Source organism: Okeania sp. SIO2B3, assembly GCF_010672525.1.
Classification (GTDB): domain Bacteria; phylum Cyanobacteriota; class Cyanobacteriia; order Cyanobacteriales; family Microcoleaceae; genus Okeania.
In genome coordinates this window covers 263783-286668 of the sequence record NZ_JAAHGH010000008.1, presented here as the reverse complement: position 1 = coordinate 286668, position 22886 = coordinate 263783, and the positions used below count along the sequence as shown (strand labels likewise).

16 protein-coding genes are annotated in these 22886 nt (G+C 34.9%); 8 read left to right on the top strand and 8 right to left on the bottom strand.

Annotated elements, in window-relative coordinates; translation table 11 throughout:
* Positions 1–1348: 1348 nt before the first annotated feature.
* Complete coding sequence (locus tag F6K15_RS10450) at positions 1349–2281, top strand: NAD-dependent epimerase/dehydratase family protein (protein WP_293060487.1); 933 nt, start codon at positions 1349–1351, stop codon at positions 2279–2281.
* Between the two features lie 384 nt (positions 2282–2665).
* Positions 2666–2848 carry a hypothetical protein gene (locus tag F6K15_RS10445; protein WP_293060485.1) on the top strand — a complete coding sequence of 61 codons (183 nt, stop codon included), beginning with the start codon at positions 2666–2668 and terminating at the stop codon, positions 2846–2848.
* Positions 2849–3296: 448 nt separating this feature from the next.
* Here F6K15_RS10445 and F6K15_RS10440 read toward each other — a convergent pair whose 3' ends face one another.
* On the bottom strand, positions 3297–4328 hold the full coding sequence (locus F6K15_RS10440) for an LD-carboxypeptidase (protein WP_293060484.1): 1032 nt from the start codon (positions 4326–4328) through the stop codon (positions 3297–3299).
* 414 nt (positions 4329–4742) lie between these two features.
* On the bottom strand, positions 4743–5141 hold the full coding sequence (locus F6K15_RS10435; protein WP_293060482.1) for a hypothetical protein: 399 nt from the start codon (positions 5139–5141) through the stop codon (positions 4743–4745).
* A gap of 478 nt (positions 5142–5619) precedes the next feature.
* Here F6K15_RS10435 and F6K15_RS10430 point away from each other — a divergent pair, with 478 nt between their 5' ends.
* Positions 5620–5937: a hypothetical protein gene (locus tag F6K15_RS10430; RefSeq protein ID WP_293060480.1), complete on the top strand. Its 318-nt coding sequence runs from the start codon at positions 5620–5622 to the stop codon at positions 5935–5937.
* A 173-nt stretch (positions 5938–6110) separates the two neighbouring features.
* On the opposite strand, the gene kaiC is transcribed toward F6K15_RS10430, so the two are convergent.
* The 4 genes from kaiC to F6K15_RS10410 form a co-directional block, all read right to left on the bottom strand.
* A complete protein-coding gene (gene kaiC / locus F6K15_RS10425; RefSeq protein ID WP_293060478.1) occupies positions 6111–7670 on the bottom strand; it encodes a circadian clock protein KaiC in 1560 nt (519 codons plus the stop codon).
* 249 nt (positions 7671–7919) lie between these two features.
* Positions 7920–8234 (bottom strand): circadian clock protein KaiB, encoded by a 315-nt coding sequence (gene kaiB / locus F6K15_RS10420; protein WP_293060476.1) that lies wholly within the window; start codon positions 8232–8234, stop codon positions 7920–7922.
* Between the two features lie 748 nt (positions 8235–8982).
* Positions 8983–9171, bottom strand: a complete 189-nt coding sequence (locus F6K15_RS10415) for a hypothetical protein (protein WP_293060474.1) — start codon at positions 9169–9171, stop codon at positions 8983–8985.
* A gap of 661 nt (positions 9172–9832) precedes the next feature.
* Positions 9833–10804, bottom strand: coding sequence for a circadian clock protein KaiA (locus F6K15_RS10410; RefSeq protein WP_293060472.1), 972 nt, complete (start codon positions 10802–10804; stop codon positions 9833–9835).
* A 436-nt stretch (positions 10805–11240) separates the two neighbouring features.
* Between F6K15_RS10410 and F6K15_RS10405 the strand changes: the two genes are divergently transcribed.
* The 4 genes from F6K15_RS10405 (at position 11241) to F6K15_RS10390 (ending at position 18229) form a co-directional block, all read left to right on the top strand.
* Positions 11241–14636: a hybrid sensor histidine kinase/response regulator gene (locus F6K15_RS10405; RefSeq protein ID WP_293060470.1), complete on the top strand. Its 3396-nt coding sequence runs from the start codon at positions 11241–11243 to the stop codon at positions 14634–14636.
* Between the two features lie 1228 nt (positions 14637–15864).
* Positions 15865–16029, top strand: a complete 165-nt coding sequence (locus tag F6K15_RS10400) for a hypothetical protein (RefSeq protein ID WP_293060469.1) — start codon at positions 15865–15867, stop codon at positions 16027–16029.
* 268 nt (positions 16030–16297) lie between these two features.
* Positions 16298–17794, top strand: coding sequence for a caspase family protein (locus tag F6K15_RS10395; protein WP_293060467.1), 1497 nt, complete (start codon positions 16298–16300; stop codon positions 17792–17794).
* A 51-nt stretch (positions 17795–17845) separates the two neighbouring features.
* Entirely contained in the window at positions 17846–18229 is a 384-nt protein-coding gene (locus tag F6K15_RS10390) for a hypothetical protein (protein ID WP_293060465.1), read from the top strand.
* 637 nt (positions 18230–18866) lie between these two features.
* Here the strand turns inward: F6K15_RS10390 and F6K15_RS10385 are convergent.
* Together F6K15_RS10385 and F6K15_RS10380 are read right to left on the bottom strand one after the other, a co-directional pair.
* The gene (locus F6K15_RS10385) at positions 18867–20915 is read right to left on the bottom strand and encodes a glycosyltransferase family 39 protein (RefSeq protein WP_293060463.1); all 2049 of its coding nucleotides are present in this window, start codon (positions 20913–20915) and stop codon (positions 18867–18869) included.
* 86 nt (positions 20916–21001) lie between these two features.
* Positions 21002–21541, bottom strand: a complete 540-nt coding sequence (locus F6K15_RS10380; protein ID WP_293060462.1) for a hypothetical protein — start codon at positions 21539–21541, stop codon at positions 21002–21004.
* Positions 21542–21825: 284 nt separating this feature from the next.
* Here F6K15_RS10380 and F6K15_RS10375 point away from each other — a divergent pair, with 284 nt between their 5' ends.
* Positions 21826–22158: a DUF565 domain-containing protein gene (locus F6K15_RS10375; protein ID WP_293060461.1), complete on the top strand. Its 333-nt coding sequence runs from the start codon at positions 21826–21828 to the stop codon at positions 22156–22158.
* The last annotated feature ends 728 nt before the right edge of the window (positions 22159–22886 follow it).

Genomic DNA, 22886 nt, shown 5'->3' with positions numbered 1-22886 from the left:
TAAATTTTAAATCGTCGAAACAAAAATTAAAATATAATACTTACCATAGCAATTTTGAAATTAATTTGATAAATTTCTTGATGATTCAATTGAATTGCCTTGAATAAATATGCATTGAAAACTCTACTTATTAGTTTATTTCATTTTCCATCTTCCCTATTCTCTAAATTTTAATATTTATCTCGAATTTAAGTCATTTGGACAAAACAATTCATACCAATTCCCATGGATTAATGCTATACTTAGGTCGCACTTCAGCTATTAATTAATTAACACAATTTGAATAGCTTTTTTGCTAATTAGTAGCTCAGTTAATGTTAATTATTATTATGTTTAATTCCCCTCCTGGGAGGGGTTAGGGGTCGGTTAACTCCCTGTACAGACGTTGCATGCAACTTCCTGTAAGGGCAAACGGCCGTTTTCCCCTACTACCCCTTCTGGGAGGGGTTAGGGGTCGCTCTCCTAATAAAGCTTTTATCGTAATACCATTTCTCTGTAAAAATGCGCTTAATAATTATTGCTCAGACCTTATTAAACTGACTATTCTCATCTTTATATTAAGTGCAACTTCATGGAGAAATGGTATAAACTAAAAGCAATAGCTGATGGCTAATAGCTGACAGCTGTTTGCGCAGCATGACAAACGGAAATGCTTACGTCGGAACTGCGGACTTCAGCAATTAATTTTGTGGAATATAAAAGCAACCTTTGAAATTGAGAAAGAATAAAAAGTGTAAGCATTCAGCCATCAGCTATCAGCTATGAGTTGTTAGCTCATTATCAGCCCAAAATAGGAATTAGTCTCCAAGGAGAATTAAAACTTATAAAAAAAATGTCTTCAGCTAACCTTAGTAATTTCTTGAATATGTTCATGTATCTGTTTGCGCAGCATGACAAACGGAAATGCTGAATGCTGAATGCTTACTAAAAAGTTACAGCTAAAGTACCCTTCCTAAACCTTAGAAGTAATGATTAATTACTAATTGCTGTCTGCGTAGCATCCCGCAGGGAAGTGCTAAATGCTAATAGCTAAATGCTTACCTGTATTGAGAGATTTAATCAAGTTAAAAAATCAAAATTCAAGGTTGTTTATGTATTCAAAATTAACTATGGAATCTAACTTTTGACTTTTGGCTTGGTAAATGGGTATGATGAAATCTATTGAATAAGGCAGAAGGCAGGTGGCAGAAGGCAGAAGGAACTTCGCAGAAGGCAATTCAGACCCCTCCTGAGAAGGAGCTACTTAACTCCCTTTAGTGGGGTCGCAAGAAGTCCCAGGCAGATTGCCTTCTGCCCTTTGCCTTCGTACTTCTGCCTTCTCGTTAACTGTTGCTGAAAAAGAGGAAAAATGCGAATACTGATTATGGGTGGGACTCGATTTATTGGAGTCTATTTAACTAAAATTCTAGTAGAACAAGGACATGAAGTGGTGCTATTTAACCGCGGTAATAAACCAAGTCCAGTTCCAGAAGTTAAAGAAATTCATGGCGATCGCACGGATGCCACTCAACTCAAAGAAAAATTAGCACCAGAAAAATTTGATGCTATTTTTGATAATAATGGCAGAAAATTAACTGATACAAAACCCTTAGCTGAAATCTTCAAAGACCAGGTACAACATTTCGTTTATATGAGTTCTGCGGGGGTTTATTTAAAGTCTGACCAAATGCCTCATATTGAGGGAGATGCTGTAGACCCAAAAAGCCGTCATTTAGGAAAATATGAAACAGAAACAGAATTAACAAATCAAGGTTTACCCTGGACTTCAATTCGCCCTACTTATATTTATGGACCACAAAACTATAACGATCTAGAAGCATGGTTTTTTGACAGAATTGTACGCGATCGCCCGATTCCTATTCCGGGAAATGGACTCCATATTACCCAATTAGGTCATGTCAAAGATTTAGCAATGGCAATGGCAAATGTATTAGGAAATAATCAAGCAATTGGGCAAATTTATAATGTTTCTGGAGAGCGTTATGTGACTTTTGATGGTTTAGCTCATGCCTGTGCTGAAGCTGCTGGAAAATCTCCTGATTCTATTAAGTTAGTACATTATGACCCGAAGCAATTTGACTTTGGAAAAAAGAAAGCCTTTCCATTACGAACTCAACATTTTTTTGCCAGTATAAATAAAGCCATAACTGAACTAAATTGGCAGCCAAAATTTGATTTAGTTTCTGGGTTAAAAGATTCATTGGAAAATGATTTTATTGCCTCTGGTCGTGACAAAAAAGAAGTAGATTTTTCAATTGATGATGAAATTTTGAAGGTGTAAGTTGATAGTAACTAAAGGCTTGTCAGCAGAATATTGAACTTATCCGGAATGCTCCGTCAAAGAGGGTATCTCAAAAAAAATCTGCTGATTGCTGATACCAATTCACTTTAAAAATGCCACAAATAGTTTCAAATTTTAAATGTTCAATAATTTCCTGAAATTACTGTATCATCAAAGTTTTGTGGCTCTATAAAATCTTACTTTTGACTGTCTTGAGTGCGTCTTACATTTTGAGGTTTCCTCAGAATTACGCACTCGATACCTGACTTTTGACTTATATAGCAATGAGCGCTGGTATATTTACAAATTGCAGGAGGGCCAAATAGCTAAAAGTCTTATATTCAGGACTTACGCAAAGACACTATATATAGCGTATTCTAAACAGTGGAAACAATTGCTTTTTCTGCGATCGGTACGGGTGTATTGGGCTGTCCTGCCGATGTGTCAGCCAAAGTTGCTATCGAACAGGTTGCTACTTTTTTGTATCGCGATCGCTCCATCCAAAAGGCGATTTTTGTCTGCTTTAATCCCAAAATTTATCAAAGCTATTTGAATGCAGTTTCTTAGAGGTTGTCTGAGAAGTCTCATTTGCTACATCACGCGCCCCCGCGCATCCCCCGCGCATTGGGGGACTTTTACCAGCTAATGGATTCTTGTTCCCCCCAGAATTGGGGGGCTAGGGGGGCAAAATTCATTATTAAACAACTTTTCAGATATCCTGTTAATGGTACAAAATCTGGGGATTTTTAGACACGAAAGTTGCTTGTCGAAGACTATCCCCATCAGGAATTACGCATATTCTTAGACAATACGCTATCCGTCAGCGCTTTTCAAGTTGATGAACCATATCTTCACAAATAAAACCTTTTAGAGACATTCCATGGAACGTCCCTACTGTGCTTTACCCAAATGAAAACCGCTGCGTAGAGGGCGAATGCAATTCGCTAGATATAGCGGTTATGCGCTATGCAATTTTCTATTCTGCCTTCTGCCTTCTTCAATCCAACTCCGTTCCCTAAACCACAGCAGTTTCCAACATCTGAATCGTGCCGCGATCGCTATCTATCTCTACCTCTACTCCCAATGGCACCGTAAACTTATTCCGAATATGACCGATCGCTGTACCATACCAAGCAGGAATACCTAGAGGTCGAATAAGGTCTACCAAAACTTGCCATAAAGTTAATGTGGGAAAATCATCCTCCTCATCCAGACATCTAGTACATTGCGCAAACACAAAACCCTCTAACTGTTGCAATACACCTGCCAAACTCAAATGAGTCAACATCCTGTCTACCCGATAAATATCTTCTCTTATCTCCTCCACAAACAAAATTTTCCCTCGCCAGTCTGGCAAAAAATTAGACCCCACCATTGCCGTTAATACAGACAAGTTTCCTCCCACCAGTTGCCCCCGTGCTTTTCCACTTGTAATAGTTTCCACAATATTTGTGGGAGGTTGCAAGGTCATCGCTTTTCCTTCAAACAGGATATCTTTGAGATAACCAACAGAAAATTTATTCCAGGTAGATGTACCAAAGAGACCGTGAAATGTCACCAGACCACTGCGTGCGTATATCGCTAATAACAGAGCAGTAATATCACTGTAACCAATGATAATTTTGGGATTTTTCCGAATTAAGTCATAGTCTAATAATGGCAAGATGCGACTACTACCCCAACCACCTGTAGTTGTTACCAATGCTTTTACTTCGTCATCTGCAAACATGGCATTGATATCTGCTGCACGGTCTATATCTTTACCTGCTAAATATCCATATCTATCGAGAACGTGGGTACCAACTTTTACTTTAAACCCTTGTTGCCCTAAAACAAAATTGATATATTTGAGTTGATTTTTATAAATCATAGTTGCAGGACTAACTACTGCTACGGTATCGCCTACTTTGAGGCGGGGTGGTTTGAGGATAGGTTGGGGGGATACTGCTGAGGCAACCCGGAGCGATCGCTTATTTGTAGCAGCGAGTTGGGTTGTCAATAAACTTAGACCTAGAAATTTTAAAAAGTAACGGCGATCGCTCATCATTAAAATAGGAATAAAAAATATAACTTTCTTGATGATATTCTATAGTAAAAAGGAAAATTCAGAGTTTGACAAAGGTATGAGAATTTGAAAATCTCTAATACCATTTTGAAAAAAGAATGTTACAAATACTTGGATGCGATCACTTTTGAAATATTGGATACTGACAGGCGATCGCTACCTAAATATTGGCCATGGATAAAGCATTAATATCATGTCCGGTTGAACAGTGATAAATAAATAACTACGGAGTCCTCAGGAGTCAGGAGTCAGGAGGGAAGAAAGAAGGAGGGAAGAAAGAAGGAGGTTGAATGCAAATCGCTCCACCACCCGACAGCAGCTCTAACCCAAATAAGTACTCTTTTGCTCATAGAAGTTGTAGTGTTTGCTAGCCGCCAATTTCTGTACACTTCAGCATCATCGATACAAAACTGACCAGGAATCCATCTTTATAATAGTGTTCTTTAGATAAAGAGAGGTTGAATCCTTCCATCTGTAGCGATTAGCTTTTAAGAATTCTTCCCAGACAAATATTATTAAAGGGGATTTCACGATCGCCTCTGTTGGCACTTGCAAAGTGGGGCGATATCTTTCCAGGCTGAAATCAAATTTCCCAGCAGAGATATCAGCGTTGATTAAGGCCAAGACAGATTTTGCTTGAGGATAATTATCTAGAGAGTCGGCCAGCCTTAAGGCCATTACCTTATCTTGGCCGAATATCTGTTTAGAAAACCTTATTTCTAGTCGGCCTTTTTTGCTTTGTATTTTGGCCTTTCCTCGTCCACCGCTCTCAATTATATTGTTGGCCTTTTTCATTATATTGTTGCCTTTTCTGGGGTCTTACACTTTTATATTCTTAGCCCCGTCTGAAAAGCCCTAGGGCGTGTCATCAATTAAAGAGGTTGACATTAAATGTATAGTATGCTTATGAAGAATAACTACAGGAACAACATGCTAAGGACTGCTCTAAATGACTAGGGCGTGTCATCAATTAAAAAATTGACAAAATTGGTATTGTATGAGCTAGGTCAATGGCGATCGCTATGCTAATAAAATGACTGAGGCTACCTGTAGGAATTCCTCCGGTGAAAGTTTACTCTATCCTTGTCATATCTTGTAGCTATCGCTCTATATTGTTTGAGTTTGGCGAAGAAATTTTCTATGAGATGGCGTGCTTTGTACAATATCTCATCGTAGTTGCGGAGTTCACGCGCGGTTTTTTTTCGGGGGAATTACTACTTCTATTCCTCCCTCAGTTAAAGGCGATTGGCACCCGCTCTTGAGCATCATAGGCTTGATCAGCCAAAACTGCTTGTCGCTTCTACCATCGGTAATAAAACATCTGCTCCATCTAAGTCGCATCCTTGGCCTGGGGTTAAAAATGCTAGGGGTGGGATTACCCAGAGCATCTACTACCCCATGTATTTTCGTAATTATTGAAAATGAATATATTTGTATAGGTACTTACTTGCTTTTGATTGGCAAAAAGGCGATCGCCATCTCAAGTTTGATTTTACTGGACAATCAACATTTAAAGCCTCTGCCTGTCTACACTCTACAAGTAGAAGCAAGAAAAATTTTTCCTTTTAGTCAATCCTCTCCTGGAAAATAAGAGGTAATAGTTAATTAGCTGTTAGACATCTCCCCACCCCCACTTCCTATCAGAAAGGGGGGCCTTAAAATTTTCTGGGGTTTAAGACACGAAGTGGCCTTTCGGAGACTATCCCGATGCAATTTTGCCTTCTTCCTTCTTCCTTCTTCCTTCTTCCTTCTTCAAATTCTATCCTATTCTTCTGGTGTCTTCTCTTGAACTCCCTGTATAATTCTAGATAATTCACTTTTTTCATTAACTGTAATTCTAGTGGGAGAACCACTAATAATTCTTTCATAGCTACGGAAAGAATCCTTTATCTCTGGACCATTTGATGTTATTGTATATTCTCTAATTCCTTTATCATGCCATGAACCACGCATTTTGAAGACATTAATAGCGCGGGACATTTCACCACGAATTTCTACATACTGCAACATGATAATAGTATCAGTAATAGTAGAAATATGAGTATTCGTAATAGAATGAGACCCCATAAATTGATCGGTCGTATTAGTAAAAAAGCCTGTTATTTCTTCTTGCTTGGCAAAACCAGTTACCCCAATCACAAATTGTCTAAAGGCATTATTACTTACTCCTCTTGCTAAAGCAGATAGAGAATCAATAGCTATTCTAGAGGGTTTAAAGTTCGCAATTTCTGATTTAATAATTTGTAAGTGGTCTTCTAAACCTGCTGATTCTGGGTAGCTACACAAGATTCTTAATAATCCCTTTTTTTCTAATTCTTCAAAATCTATACCCCAAGAATAGGCATTACGAAATAATTGAGCGCGAGATTCTTCATAAGCAAAAAGCATCGCAGGTTCATTATTTGTACAACCATTTTCTAAGAATTTACTTACTAAAAGAGTTTTTCCTGTACCTGTAGCTCCAGTTGCTAATATGATTGAATCTTTAAAGAAACCACCTCCACACATTGTATCTAGAATATCATCTCCAGAGGAAACTCTAACATTTGAAGAACGTTGAGTTAGTCGCATTGCTCCTAGTGGGAATATATTTACACCATCATTAGTAATCGTAAATGGATATTCCCCCTTCATGTGGGTTGTACCCCTCAGTTTTAATATTTCCATGGTTCGCCTTCTACGCTCGCCTTCTAGAGCATTACGAACTATAACAACATTATCTGAGACAAATTCTTCAACTCCAAATCTGGCTACTGGACCATACTCTTCTACTCTTTCAGTGGTCATAATTGTAGTTGCACCAACTTGTTTGAGTCGCGCAACTAAACGAAATATTTCTCTTCTGACTACAGAAGCAGCATCATATTGTTGAAATACAGCAGTTACTGAATCAATAGAAACTCTTCTTGCTTTGTACTTACGAATAGCATATTGAATTCTTTCTATTAAGGCAGATAAGTCAAAGTTTCCGACTATATCTTGCCCCTCTGGATCGGGAGAAGCGTCTAGTATAAATAATTTCCCATCATTAACTAATTTCTGTAAATTCCAACCAAAACTATAGGCGTTTTTAATAATATCGTGGGGAGATTCTTCGAAGGTGACAAATACTCCTGGTTCATCAAAATAGATAATTCCATTATAAAGAAACTGAATAGCAAGCAATGTTTTACCAGTTCCAGATGTACCACTTACTAATGTGGTTCTGCCAACTGGCATACCCCCATGACTGATGTCGTCAAACCCCTCAATCATAGTCCGAATCTTCTCAACTCCTACTGTTGCTATTCCATCTCTTTTAATAGGTTCACTATTTTCATTCATATTTTTATCTTTGGAATGTTAAAAAAATTTAGCTATCCGCAAATATATAAGTATATCTACATATATCAGGATTGTCGCATCATAATGTACGGCGTTTTAATTTTGGTAGAATACAGATAAATCTGCTCTCTGGCTTTTGCTTGAAGGCAAAAGTCTACATACCATACCTAAATGAAAATCGCGACTATGTCCAGAGTATTTATATCACAAAATACTAAAATTTATGTTAATTGTATTAATAAGTTCATTTTAGAGATTAAATTCGTCTTCATTGAGTTCCTCATAAAGTAGATCTAATCCAATTAATACCTTTTCTCTATCTGAAAGATCCCCAATGATTTTTCTCACAGGTGGGGGCAATATTTTTGATAAAGTTGGTGTGGCCAATATCTTATCCTCTTCTGCTAATTGAGGATTTTTTAGTACATCTATTACTTTAAGGGCATAAACTCCTTGAAATTCTTGCTCAAGAATATCTTTGAGTGTCTTTAGTGCCCGCACAGAATTAGGAGTATTTCCAGCAACGTACAATTTTAAAACGTAGGTTTTCTTCAGGGGACTCATAGTTATTCTCTAGTGATTTTTTGCTGTTTGAGGAGTTTTTTCTTGATGAAAAGAGGTTTTAACTATGTTTAAATTTTACAAAATTTACAAAAAAAATTATATTTTTTATTCATCTAAGGCGGACAGTAGCAAGGAGTAAGGAGTAAGAGATATTTTCTGTTGTGTACTCCCGTTAACTATTGGGTTTAATATTCCACATATTAATCAATCTGGGTGGAGTTTAATTCCTACCTCAATTGCCCCAACTACTATATGTCCCTAATCCGACAGTTCATCTACCTGATTCTTTTCTACAATTTGAAGGTTCATATATTCATTAAAATATATTTAATAATTTGATGTTTTCTCTGGCCTCAAGGCAGGGAGATTATTGGAATAACTTCCAAGGTTTCCTCTTTCTTCGACAAACCTTAAAATCAGCTATCTCTTATGAGCAATGTTTAAACTGTTTCCACCGTTCAATAGAACCAATGAACAAGCTTAATTTAGCTAATCCCAGAGGGCTATATCTCCAGCAAGATACGATAATGTGTTGCCAGATATCAACTTTTTTGGTGTGGACTTTATGAAGTCTACTAGCTGCTTTAAGTGCGATCGCCACCACTTTAGCTAGACTTTATTATTTTCCGGATGTTGTGCGAAACTGTAGCATCTCCGTTCTACTAAACTTAACCAAACTTACCCAAAACGATATTTTGATCTTTGGAGCTAGCTTCCTGCTTCTGTGAGAATCACCGACCGCAGTCTGTCACCTTCTTCTCTCCACAGGCTTAAAATCGGTGGGGACTCCACCTACTGATACACATAGTTTTTCAGGTTGACAGCTTGGTAATTGTATGTAGTTCCCTTGAATAATCTTAATACTTCCTTGTTTAGGAATAGTTAGAAAGTTTTTAAATGCCCGTTCTAAATCTGTTAAGGCTTGACCTTGGCGCACATTTAGATACCTCATAATACCAGGGATTAATTGATTTGACTTCAGCTACTAAAGGTTTATGCAAGGTAATTGCATTCGGACGTTTCTTGGTTGATTCGTACTCTTTGGTAGAAGTTGTCACTCCCCGGTTATCATCATAACGAGCAACTCGGGGGGTGTTTATCAAGTATTGTTTTTTGCTGATTATTAACTTTTAACTTAGTTTTAAAGGATTTCATTGTCAGCGATCAGTTACCTCCTATCATCAAGTTAGATATCGACCCAATTATATCACAATAAACATATAATTATGTATAATTATGTCTAACTTTTAACTTCTGTAGTTAGCCCCTAGCCAAGCAAATTTTGATGGTCACACTCCGGCGGTTTTGCCACAATAATCTATTGTCTATTATACCATAATCAATTTGAAAGCTTTCCTAAAAGGACAGGGCTTTAAACCCAACTTTCCAGTAAAAGTATTAAACTTTAATTAAAGGTAAATTATTTATTTGCAATATAAAATTTTACACCTAGGATACTTTACCTGATATGTATCTTGAAAGTTCTTAAGCTTACCTATATATTTATGTACTTTATACTTACTTTTGATAAATATTTAAGGTATCATTGCAGTGCCATAATATTGAGCTAGTTAATTTTTATTTTATAATTTAAAATTTTAAGATTCTCTAGGAATAGAACGTCGGTACATTTCACATAGGTGTGCTATTGTATCTATAAGAGTTAATCGGTAATCTAGTAAGATTTCCTCACTACGTCCTTCTAACTGTAATTGTTTGGAAAATTCATCCATTAAGTCCATGTGAATTTCTACAATTTGTGTTACAGGAACATCTGAGAAAAAACATAAGTTGACAAACTCATCTATTTGATTGTTGAGGGAATTATCTTTAGAAAAATATTTGAGCACAATGTGACGGTACTCTAAGTTAAGTTTATCTAAAAACGTACGCCGCTCTTCTGGAGGCATATTCCTAATGAAATTTATGGGATTCCTTTTGTAATACACACCTAGGTATCCTAATCTTTCTCTTAATTTTTCAGACAGTCTACGTTGCTGTTGATTGAGTAAATTTTTGGTATTCTCATCGGCAATTTGACTAGACTTTTGAGATTTATCTGTTGAGGAATTACTTGGAGAAAGTTTCAGAAATTTTTGAATTGACTGCCCAATATAAAAATCAATTTGGCTTAGTTGTTCAATGAGTAATGAAACTTCTGCCTCATGGTAAATAAAACTTGAATCGTTATGCTGTTCCTGAGATTTAGTAAAATTAGTATTAGCTAAATTCGGATTTTCCTGATCGCGTTCAGATTCAAGTTGTTTGATAATTACAGCAGGTAGTAAAATTGATTTATCTTGTAACTTCTCAATCAAAGAAATTAGTTGAGAATACTCTTGGAATATCAGACAATCTATGTTAGTATTTTCCTCAACAAGCTGAAAAAATTCTCTGGAAGAATTAGTCAGTGCGACAAGATAGCGATCGCTACTCAGTAATTTCGTTACTGAATTAGCAAATTGATCGTCATATAGGTATACACAGACAGATATTTGAGTAGACAAAGTTTTAGGTAAAGTAGCTAAATCTTGGTTAGGGTTAGAATCTGTAATCTGAGAAATCTCCATTACAAAATTATTATTATATTAAACATCTAAAAACAAATTTTAACAAATATTAACATAGACTGCCTCTATATTTTCTTTGTCAGGAAGATAGCATAAGGAATAAGGAATATAGATTAACGATGAATAATATTTCTCAAATTATATTTAATTTCCCAACCCAAGAATATCTCTAACATAGTGGCAGCTTAACGGAATGGTATCCGTTTACAAGGCATTTATTTCTGTTGTTCTCACCAATCAGTATTAAGATTATAACAAACCATAAATTATAGAGAAGTTTTCTAGCAAGTGTTAACGTAGCTATTTTGAATAATCTTGTAGATACAATGTGGGGATAATTGGGTTTGGTAATAATGGCCTAAATTATAGTTAGGTTAGTCAAAATACACTCATCGCTAATGAACTTACTCTCAGCATATAATATGCTCTAACTGTCATGTCAATGGCCTACACTACTTTAAAAAAATTTATATCTTCTATACCAATCTGCTTACACACAGAAAACTTGCAGGTAGTATGGTCAATTCTCTGTAAAGAAAAATACAATGAGTTAGTAGTAGTAAATCATCAGCACCAACCACTAGGACTAATTTACTTACATAATTTAATTCCCGATATAGATTTAAAGTCTGAAACTCAATCTTCTCAAAATCATGCTCTAATTTTGAATTGGCAACAACCTCTATCTGAAGTAAGTTCTTTCACACTCAATAGTCTGAGAGTTTTATCAGCAGATTTACCTATTACTAAGCTATGGCCATATCTCCAGGCACAATCAGAAGGGCAAATTAATCAAGAATCTGATACTTTAGACCTTGCATCTCCTAGTACACCTATTGCAGTGGTAGACAAGGAAGGTCAATTTTTAGGGTTGCTAAATACCTTGCGTCTACTAGAATTTATTGCCATAAATCAAGATCGAGAGGCAGAATTAAGTAGAAAAAGTTGTATCTCTGCTCCAGAAAATGTTCTAAAAACATCTGGGAAGTTTTTACCTACACCTACTCCCAAGGAAAATTTGCAACTCCAGACAACAGCAGAGACTTCTCCCTACCTCTATTCACTAATAGAGCTCTTAGAAAAACTGCCTCTACCTTTAATGTTACAGAGCAATGACGGCGAAATTATTAAGCAAAATCTGGCATGGCGTTCTCAGATAACAAAAGAATCTGATTTGATGGAAATTGCAGATGCTGTTGTAAGTTTATCTACTAAAAATATTCAACAACAGCCCAGAAGAGTAGAAATGCCAGACTCTTTAGCAGTAGTGAAAGATATGATTACATTGTCATGTCCAGCTACAACTAATTGGAGATTTTCTCCTGCAACGCTTCTACAAGAACGAGCAAAATTGCCAGAGTCAAATTCTGCTTCTAGCTTTTGTTATTACACTCAACCAGATACCTATATTTGTACTTGTCCTCAAGAAAATGGCCAGGAACGAGTATGGCAGTTTAGTAGTCAACCATTATTTGACTTGACATTAATTTTAGCTCAGGATGTCACGGAGCAACGCTTGATAGCAAAAGAGTTGGAAGCTAAAAATGCTGATTTGATTCAGCTTAATCGACTTAAGGACGAATTTTTGGCTTGTATTAGCCATGAACTGAAAACGCCTTTAACTGCTGTATTGGGTTTATCTAGTTTATTGAAGGAGCAAGCTCTGGGGAGTCTTAATGAACGTCAAGCTCGTTATGCTCAACTAATTCATCAAAGTGGTCGTCATTTAATGGCTGTAGTTAATGATATTCTAGATTTGACTCGCATGGAAACAGGTCAGATGGAGTTGAACTCTGAACCTGTGAAAATTCAGAAAGTTTGCGATCGCGCTTTTCAAGAGGCTTTACAACTTCAGTATAAAAATACTCAAGATTCATCTTCTTCCTCACTACCTGATTCTTTAAAAGCAAAGTATACATTGGAAATAGAATCTGGTCTAAATACTTTTATTGCAGATGAATTGCGTTTGCGTCAGATGTTGGTAAATTTGTTATCCAATGCTTTGAAGTTTACTCCAGCAGATGGCAAGATGGGATTGAAAGTAGCTAAATGGGAAAAGTGGATAACTTTTACAGTTTGGGACTGTGGCATTGGTATTTCAGCAGACAAGCAACATTTGATTTTTCAGAAGTTTCAACAATTAGAAAATCCTCTAACTCGTCAGTTTGAAGGAACTGGTTTAGGTTTGGTATTAACTCAACGTTTAGCTCGTTTACATGGTGGGGATGTTACGTTTATTTCTCAGGAAGGTAAAGGAAGTGAGTTTACGTTAATTTTGCCGCCAAGTCCGCCTCAAAAAGATTTAGGAACTGAAGGATGGGAAACAAATGATTATCTCAAAGAACAAGGATTAATTCCTACTCAGCAAAGTGAAGTTGGTACAAAAAAATATAGTAAATTACCTGTTAACAATTACCAAGTACCTGTTATTAATTATTCATCTCGCTTAGTTTTGATTGTTGAAGCAGCGCCACTATTTATTGAAGATTTAACGAGTAAATTAACAGTTTTAGGTTATCGAGTTGTTATTGCACGTTCTGGCACAGAAGCGGTAGAAAAGGCGCGAAAATTACAACCAAAATTTATATTTCTTAATCCATTACTGCCTCTTTTATCGGGTTGGGATGTATTAACTCTGCTGAAAACGGATGTTGATACTTGTCAGATTCCTGTAGTAATAACTGCAACTAGAGGGGATAAAGAACGAGCGATAAATAATGGTGCAAATAAGTTTTTAAGTTTACCTGTGGAACAATTAGAATTAGAAGAAATACTGGCAGAATTTCCTGATTCAAAAGCACAAAATCATTATCAAAAGTTAGTAATTATGCACTTAGTTCCAGGTAAATATGAGTTTCAGCAGTCTACAGAAGAAAATTATATTTATGAGGATAAGTTCCCTTCGCTGCCGGGAGAATACACAGTAATAGAAGCAGATGATTTAGCTCAAGCAAATTTACTTGCTAAGATTTGGCAACCTAATGTCATTCTCATAGAAAAAATTAGTAATTCAGTAAGTCCAGTTAAATTTATTAATAAACTCAGTCAATATTCTGCTTTAACAGCTATTCCTTTAGTAACTCTAGATTCTGAAACTACTCAAGTGGCTAATCAAGTGAAAGAATTGTCTGTGTTTCCTTGTTTGGCTTTTGAGAAAAATGACAATAATTTAACAGAAACAAAACTTGATTATGAATATTTAACTTCTGCGTTGTGTCAAGTAATTTCTATTGCTGCGGGTATGAGTTGGCTGCCAACTATATTAGTTATGGATGTGGCAAATATTGAGGATTTTACAGTACCTTTAACGGATGTTTTGTCTAAGGAAGCTGTTGTTAATTTTTCCGATTTTACTCCTGAACAAAAGGGGAGAGATTTAGGAAATAATACTTTTAATTCTCCGATTTTTCCTGCTTTGAGTTCTGATTTAGAGGTGGCTAATCAAAGTTGGAAATATTGTGAACAAACAAAATTACCAATTGATAGTACACAGGTATTAGTCCAGTATATTCAAACTTCTGGGTTTAAAGGTTTAATTGCTAAATCTTGGGTTGAAGTTTTGTCACAATTGAAAAATCAGAGTGTGGATTTATTATTAATTTGTTTACGGAGAAATTTACCACCTGGTTTGGATAAGGCATTATCTGATTTAGAGCAAATAGTTATAAAACCTCCTATATTAGTGTTGGAATATTATGATTATAAATTACCCAAAAATATGACTGTAGAAAGTTTAAATTTAGTCTTGAGCAAGGTAGCTACAAAAATTTTGCCTTCTGATTTATCAATAGTAGATTTATTGGAGGAAATTAAGGGTCAGTTGATATTTTAGGGAGTAGGGAGTAGGGAGTAGGGAGTAGGGAGTAATTCTTGACTTAGTTTGAGCATTTACAAATATTCGTGGCCTATTTGCGTAGTGCTATATCTAGAATTCGATAACTAAGACGTTGTAGTTAGAGAAATTTTCCACCACAGGCAAAGCTCAATATTCTCGGTGACTTTAAAATCTAATAACTAAGACGTTGTAGTTATTAGTTATAGAAATTTTCAACTCAAAGAAAGCTCAAAAATTCTCGGTGACTCTAAAATCTAATAACTAAGACGTTGTAGTTATTAGTTATAGAAATTTTCAATCACACAGAAAGCTCAATATTCTCAGTTCCTCTAAAATCTGATAACTAAGACGTTGTAGTTAGGGAAATTTCCCACCACAGGCAAAGCTCAATTTTCTCGGTGACTCTAAAATCTGATAACTAAGACGTTGTAGTTATTAGTTATAGAAATTTTCCACCACAGGCAAAGCTCAATATTCTCAGTTCCTCTAAAATCTGATAACTAAGACGTTGCAGTTAGGGAAATTTTTCACCACAGGCAAAGCTCTTAATTCTGAGTTCCTCTACAATCTAATAACTAAGACGTTGTAGTTAGAGAAATTTTCAACGACTCAGAAAGTTCCTCATTCTCGGTGTCTCTACAATCTAATAACTAAGACGTTGTAGTTATTAGTTATAGAAATTTCCAATCACACAGAAAGCTCAATATTTTCAGTTCCTCTAAAATCTGATAACTAAGACGTTGTAGTTAGGGAAATTTTCCACCACAGGCAAAGCTCAATTTTCTCGGTGACTCTAAAATCTGATAACTAAGACGTTGTAGTTATTAGTTATAGAAATTTTCCACCACAGGCAAAGCTCAATTTTCTCGGTGACTTTAAAATCTAATAACTAAGACGTTGTAGTTATCAGTTATAGAAATTTTCAATCACACAGAAAGCTCAATATTTTCAGTTCCTCTAAAATCTGATAACTAAGACGTTGTAGTTAGGGAAATTTTCCACCACAGGCAAAGCTCAATTTTCTCGGTGACTCTAAAATCTGATAACTAAGACGTTGTAGTTATTAGTTATAGAAATTTTCCACCACAGGCAAAGCTCAATTTTCTCAGTTCCTCTAAAATCTGATAACTAAGACGTTGTAGTTAGGGAAATTTTCCACCACAGGCAAAGCTCAATTTTCTCGGTGACTCTAAAATCTCATAACTAAGATGTTTTTGAGCGTTTGTTGAGTAGAGCAGAAAAACAAACTCAGACTGAAATTCAACTAGATGAGATAGAACTTTCTGTTGAAGTTAATGGAGAAGGAAAAGTTAGTCTTTTCGGAAGCGGTGGAAAAGCTGGTGGAAAAGGTGCTATCAAACTTAAATTCAAGCGACAGCTACAAAACTGAAATTCAACTAGATGAGATAGAACTTTCTGTTGAAGTTGATGGAGAAGGAAAAGAAAGTCTTTTTGGAAGTGGTTTCAGCAATTAACAATTAAAAATTAACAATTAATAATTACCTCTCCCTTTGAGGGAGAGGATTGACGTTTAAGAAAAAAAGAAATTTTTCCCTTTACAGGGGAGGCTTTAAACCTGAATTATTTAATTATTAATTATTCGGTAAAAGCTGCTAGAAAGGGTGCTATAAAACTTAAATTCAAGGGACATTAACCAAATGGCTAATAAGTTTGCAATGACTATTGGAGTTCAGGAATATCAGTTTGTTCTTCCTCTCAAGTGTGCTGCAAATGATGCTGAAAAAATGCGAAATTTTTTACTTAAGAAAGCAGGTTTTGATGAAGTTTGGCACTACTCAGATGATTCTTCTAATAGTGATGAATATCCAGGACGTTCTAATATAGAAATAAAATTAGAACAGATTGGAAATTTATCAATGGGGTCTGAGGATTACTTTTGGTTTTTTTTCAGTGGCCATGGTTCCAGACATGATTGTATTGAGTACCTCATACTTTCTGATACCCATAAAGATATTCAAAAAAGTGGAATTTCAGTTAACTATGTCATTCAGCAGCTTAAAAAATGTGGAGCGGGGAATATTGTATTGTTTCTGGATATGTGCAGATACCAGGGTATTAAAAATATCAAAGGGGTGGGAGACCAAACTGAAGAAAAAGTTCATCAAAAGGGAGTGATTAGTATCTACTCTTGTAGTTCTTATGAATATTCTTGGGAACTACCCGAACTGCAACATGGAGCTTTTACTTATGCGTTGTTAGAACTATTGGGTACAGAGAAGGGGGAAACTGTTGAAAAGTTAAATAAATCTCTGCAAGAAAGGGTGAAACAATTAACTCAAGACAAAGGACGACAAACTCCTTATGTTGTAGTTGACCCAATTGAAATGTCTGATTCTATTTTGATGCCAAAGTATGCACCTATAAACAATTCTCAAAATGAAATAGAAGAGGACTTCCTGACGCCTATTGGCGAAAAAATTGCATCACCAAAACTGCCAAAAGATTCAATTTGCGTAGAAAAAAATATCGATCTGGAGAATGTTGAGGAATTTCCTAGTGAACCTCAAACAGATAATCTTAATTGGCAGACTACAGATAATCAAGCTCAAGTAAAGACTCTCCAAGAGTTATTGCAAGAAAGAGAAACAAGAGAACAACTCAGTAATCAAAGAAATAAAAAACAAGAAGAAATAGTAACACAAACTCAGTCAGTATTAAGCACATCAAATATTCAGGAAAAGTCTAATAAGTTTTCCTGGAAAAAAATATTAGTATCTGCCGCATCATTAGTAATGTTAGCCTTTGGTACTAATACAATTACTTTCAATCGACCATCACAAGCAAAACATAAATTGCCTAAAGCAGCTTACCCAGGTATGAACTATGACTATCAAAGGATTCGACTTGTTGATGAAAGAGTTAATAATATCCTGGAAGAAAATTTAGCAATTAGACAGTTTAATCAAAATGATATTCCGGCTGGCAAATGGGCTGTAGAAAGATTACTAGAAACAGGAGAATTAGAAAAAGCAAGAGAAGCGATCGCTGTTGTACCGGAACAACTCGAAGACCATCCAGAAATTAATTTTCTTAAAGGTAGATTAGCTTGGGAAATCTTCCAAGATAGTAATCAAAATAATCTGATAGATGAAGCTATAACTTATTGGGAAAAAGCTGCTACTAAAAGTCCATAAATTATTCAATATCAAAATGCTTTAGGCTTTGCTTATTACACTAAAGGAGATATGGAAAAAGCTTATGGAGCTTGGTTAAAAGTATTGCATTTGTCAGGAAAAATTACTCCTGTTTCTGATAATGATCTGATAAATTTATCTGTCAATAATAGAGAAATTTTGAATGCTTATGCTGGTCTGGGATTAATACAGTTTAAATCTGCTCAAAATTTACAAAAAACTCCCAAGCAAGCTTTATTTTATGTGAATAAAGTTATGGGAGAAAGTGGTAAAGATTTTCATATCCAAGAATTGCAAAAAAATTGGCTGTGGTCTCCCAGGGCGCGTCAAGATTGGGATTTTCTCTTAAATTTCAATATTCAAAAGCAGGCATTTGAACAGAATAAAGATTTTGAAGGAATTGCAGTAATATCATGTCCGGTTGAATACTTATAAATAAATGACGGAGGAGTCAGGAGTTAGGAGTTAGGAGTTAGGAGGGAAGAAAGAAGAAGAAAAAGAAAAAAGCAAGAAAATAATAAACAGGAGGAAAAGGAGAAAGTTTTTTCATAACTAATTATCCGGACATGATATAAGATATTGAAAATTAAAATTTACCGAATAATTAAGGTTTAAAGCCTCTTATTCTTTGAATAAATCAAGAAAAAAAATTATGTTCACCAATACTCTTATTTTAAGTAGAGGTAATTAGGGTTTGCTGATTAAATATCAAAGCATTGACTGATACTGGTTTCAGCTTTTTTTGGTCGAAAAAAGTGCAAGCTTTTCGGTCGCTCAAGCTCAAAAAGCAAGTATTTCGGAATGATTATGGCATAACAATCTTGGGACGATTCTTCTGACTACCTCCTCTATAATTCCCATTCCTCCTAACTCCTATCTCCTGTCTCCTACCCCAGCAAAAAGACTTTTTCAGCAAACCCTAATTATTTATAGCATTTCTCAAGTTATTGAGGTACAGTTGTTTTTCTTCTTTTCTATTCCCTGTTTCCCTACTCCCTAAAATAAACGAATTTTGTACCTCACGTTTCTTGAGAATTGCTGTGTTAATTATTAATTGTTGAACTATTACCTATTACTGCTTTTTTAAGAACATATTTTTAGGAACTTTGCCTAATTGATAAGCTCCACGACTGTCTAAATATTGATATTGTCCTGGCTCTAATCCTACATGAATAAATTTTTTGGGATAACCAATCATTACAACATTACCAGAAGAGTCTTTCTGAACAACTTTCTCTAAATATTCTCTGGCATTTGTGGCACGTCGGAAAAATTCTACTTGTTGCTGAGTATAAAAAACTAAACTAGGTTTTTCAAAGCTAATCATCACTATTTCTTCACTAGGTTGTCTAACTTCAACAATAGTTTTAGCTAGTTGACGTAAAGGTAATTGACGTTCTTGGTCTACTAAAAACATCATGGGGTTAATAGTAAAAATTAAACAAGCTACTAATCCAATAAAATTAGTACTCCAAATCCAAGAAGTTTGTTTTTTAATTAAAATAAATCCCACAACTATTGCTGCAGTTATTAAAATTAATCCTCCACGAGTTAATAAACCTGACTCTCTTATTAACTCTGGGAAATATGGCATAGCTGGGTCTCTATCTAGCCAGTTAAAACTGAAGATAATTCCTATGGCTAAAATGACCAAAAAAATTATATTGGCAACTATTGAGGCAGATAAAAAGTGACTTATTAATTTAGAATTATTTCTCTTAAACTTGGCAACAGGTTTAACAGAGTTATTGCTTGTATTAAAAGTTGATGTGGAATTATTAGCAATTTCATTAGTCTGACTAGGACTAGGAACTAAATCTCTATTAATAATAATATTACTCCAGAATAATCCTATTAATATTGCTGCTGCTGGCATTAATGGTAAGACATAGCTGGGTAATTTGGTGGCAGAGACTGAGAAGAAAATGAAGATACAAATAAACCAGAAAAAAGCAAATAGACTTAACTGTTCATTTCGAGGTTTATTACGCCAATAACGGAGTTGCCAAAATTTAGTTTTAGCGATCGCTATTGGTAAATAAATAGACCAAGGTGCAAAACCAATTAGTACGACTAAAAAGTAAAAGTACCAAGGTGCTCCATGATGATTAACTACTTTGGTAAAACGTTCAAAATTGTGATAACCAAAAAAACTATCAATATATTCTTTACCATTAACTAAAGTGACTAAAGAATACCAAGGCAAAGTAATAGTAAAAAAAATTAAGCTACCACGCAAAATATTGATTTCTTGCCAAATTTGAACGAATTTACCTACATATAATAAAAATGAACCAATGATTAGTGCTGGTAAAACTATTCCAATCGGACCTTTAGCAAGAACTGCTAAAGATATTAGGATATAAAAAGCTAAATACCATCTGTTAATTTTGGGATTTTTTGTACCTATTGATAATTGATTTTTATTTGCCAGTGATGAAACTTTCTCTCTGAGTATTTTGCTGTTTTTTTGCTGTTGATTTTTTGGCTTTTGAGGATAATTTACTTGAGGAATTCTATCATTATTTGTATTATCTGCCTGTGAAGCATATCCGATAAAAAAGGCGAATAAAGCTGAACACATACAACCTGTTAATAACATATCAGAAACTCCAATACGTCCCCAAGCAATAGTTTCTGGATTTAAGGCAATCATAGCAGCACCAATCCATGCTATTAATAATTTTACTATTAAAGACTTATTCTTAGGGATAAATTCCTGATTACTCAAATGATAATTACCATATTTGTAGAGGACATAAAATCCAAAACATACTAAACAGGTAGCAGATATTGCTGAAGGGAGACGCACAGACCATTCATTAATACCAAAAATATGATAAGCGATCGCCATTAACCAATAAATTAAAGGTGGTTTATCGAAGCGAGTTTCTCCATTAAAATAAGGTGTAATCCAATCTCCAGTTTCTACCATTTGACGAGCAGCTTCAGCAAAAAGTGGTTCTGTTTCATCAATTAGACCAATATTTCCCAAATTACAAAAAAAGGCTAACCAAGCAAGTAAACAAAGCCATAAAACAGAAAGTCCTAATGTTAAAAGATGATTTTTTGGTTGAGCTTTCAACCAATTGATAATTTCTAATTCTTGTATGAGTTTCATTCAGATTTAGTTATCCTTTGTTCGTCCTAAAATTTTCAACCCTAATTTAGCTAGAAATTGAAAGAATGACCATTAATAATATTTTTTCAAGGCTTTAAAATTAACAACCATTCTAATTTTTCTCTATTCCAAATAGGAGATTTTGTTTCTCCTACAACATAAGGTCCCCAGTATAAACGAGAGCCATCTTGGGCAAAGACAACTAGAATATCTCCTGGTTTCAAGGTTAATTTTTCTTCTGGCAAAGAAAGTATTAATCCTCTATTACTACCTTCTCCTGGGGCAAAATCCCAGTGAGCAGATTTTTGGTAAGATTGGTCTGAGGATTTAGCTAGTAGTGCTAGACGAATTGGACGATCTGTACAGTTACTAACTCGAAAAGCTCCTTTATCGGTTTTTACTATAGATGATTGAGAAGTAGTTATGAGGAGACCACATTCTTGAATCTTTTTTGTTGGAGATTTTGGTACGGGTTTCTGGGTAGGAATGTTGAGTAATGGAGGTTGAGAAAATGTCTCAGAATCATTTGTTTCCCAAGATATTGTCAACTGAAATCTGCCAATAATTAATCCTAACAAAAAAAATATTAAAGTAATAATAGTTTGTGTATAAGGTTGAAATTTCATTTGAATTGAATTCTTTCTTTTCATTCTTTAACTAGGCACCCTGATTTTGTTCAATTAACCTGATACATTACAGCTTGCTCTTCTGCTATGTTAAACTACCTAGTGGAGGATGGCGGAAATAACTAACCAGTTAAAAAAGGTTCAAAAGCTTGTAAAATAACCTTTCTTCCCTTCTGCCTTCTGCCTCCTGCCTTCTGCCTTCTTGCACTAGAGTATTTTTAACTTTCAAATTGATTTAAAAAGTCAAAAAAACAAAAATATATTTAACTTCAATATCTATATCTATGCAAAATACTCGTCTCAATAGATTATTTAATGTTATTAGTGAAAGGTTTAGGCGATGGTTGAGTAATCCTTGGCGTCGAATTTCTCTATTAATTATTAGTTTATTATTTGGTAATTTTGCTGGGACTGCGGTTTCTACGATCGCTGGACAAGAAGGTTACTTAGATGTTATTTATGCTTTAATATGTTTGCTGATTACTGAACTATTAAACTGGTTTGCTTATGGTATTAAGGGGAAAATAGCACGTTCTTTGGGAATAGATATTTTGAATGGTTTTAAAATTGGTTTTACTTATGGTCTATTTTTAGAAGCTTTCAAATTAGGTTCTTAGATTTTCTCTACGTTAAGGTAGTAGGTTTTAGGTATTAAACTTGAATTTTGTCTAACTACTTAGTAGTTAACTAGGGCTTGTCGATTAAATCTAAAGGTATTTACATATAAAGACTTTAGCCTTTTTTGGGCTAAAAAAAGTGCCTGGTATCACGTCTAAAACGCTCATGCAAGTTAGTATTTTAGGAGCATAGTTGGGCAGAAAAATCATTCTTACAATTCTTACTTCTACCTCTTCTTAATTTCCATTTCTCCTGTGTCCTGTCTCCTGTCTCCTATCCCTACTAAAAGACTAGTGAAGCGCAAACCATAACTAGCTTTCAGATATCAACTTAGGGTAGTAGGTTTTAGGTATTAAACTTGAATTTTGTCTAACTACTTAGTAGTTAATTAGCTTTCAGCTATCAGCTTAGGGTAGTAGGTTCTAGGGAAGTAGGTATTAAGTATTAAATTTTAATTTTGTCCGACTACTGAGTAGTTAACTAGCCTTCAATTATCACCTTGGGTTGAAATTCTATACTTCTACAAGCAGGATAATTTAAGAGGGGTTGAAATGACATTTCAAAAAGGATTTTTATCGATTCTCGATTTAAGTATAAATATAAGCTGTTTGCTGACTGCTGAATTGCTGACCGCTTTTTCAAGTAATGATTAATATATAGCAATGATATAGCAATGAGAAATAATTTGTAAAAAATCTCAGGATATATAAAAACTCTGAGACTTTTA

What these genes read in the sequence shown, in the direction of transcription:
- F6K15_RS10450 (WP_293060487.1), top strand. Translation starts at nt 1,349, where the DNA reads ATGCGAATACTGATTATGGGTGGGACTCGATTTATTGGAGTCTATTTA.
- F6K15_RS10440 (WP_293060484.1), bottom strand. Translation starts at nt 4,328, where the DNA reads ATGATGAGCGATCGCCGTTACTTTTTAAAATTTCTAGGTCTAAGTTTA.
- F6K15_RS10435 (WP_293060482.1), bottom strand. Translation starts at nt 5,141, where the DNA reads ATGAAAAAGGCCAACAATATAATTGAGAGCGGTGGACGAGGAAAGGCC.
- kaiC (WP_293060478.1), bottom strand. Translation starts at nt 7,670, where the DNA reads ATGAATGAAAATAGTGAACCTATTAAAAGAGATGGAATAGCAACAGTA.
- kaiB (WP_293060476.1), bottom strand. Translation starts at nt 8,234, where the DNA reads ATGAGTCCCCTGAAGAAAACCTACGTTTTAAAATTGTACGTTGCTGGA.
- F6K15_RS10410 (WP_293060472.1), bottom strand. Translation starts at nt 10,804, where the DNA reads ATGGAGATTTCTCAGATTACAGATTCTAACCCTAACCAAGATTTAGCT.
- F6K15_RS10405 (WP_293060470.1), top strand. Translation starts at nt 11,241, where the DNA reads ATGTCAATGGCCTACACTACTTTAAAAAAATTTATATCTTCTATACCA.
- F6K15_RS10395 (WP_293060467.1), top strand. Translation starts at nt 16,298, where the DNA reads ATGGCTAATAAGTTTGCAATGACTATTGGAGTTCAGGAATATCAGTTT.
- F6K15_RS10390 (WP_293060465.1), top strand. Translation starts at nt 17,846, where the DNA reads ATGGAAAAAGCTTATGGAGCTTGGTTAAAAGTATTGCATTTGTCAGGA.
- F6K15_RS10385 (WP_293060463.1), bottom strand. Translation starts at nt 20,915, where the DNA reads ATGAAACTCATACAAGAATTAGAAATTATCAATTGGTTGAAAGCTCAA.
- F6K15_RS10380 (WP_293060462.1), bottom strand. Translation starts at nt 21,541, where the DNA reads ATGAAATTTCAACCTTATACACAAACTATTATTACTTTAATATTTTTT.
- F6K15_RS10375 (WP_293060461.1), top strand. Translation starts at nt 21,826, where the DNA reads ATGCAAAATACTCGTCTCAATAGATTATTTAATGTTATTAGTGAAAGG.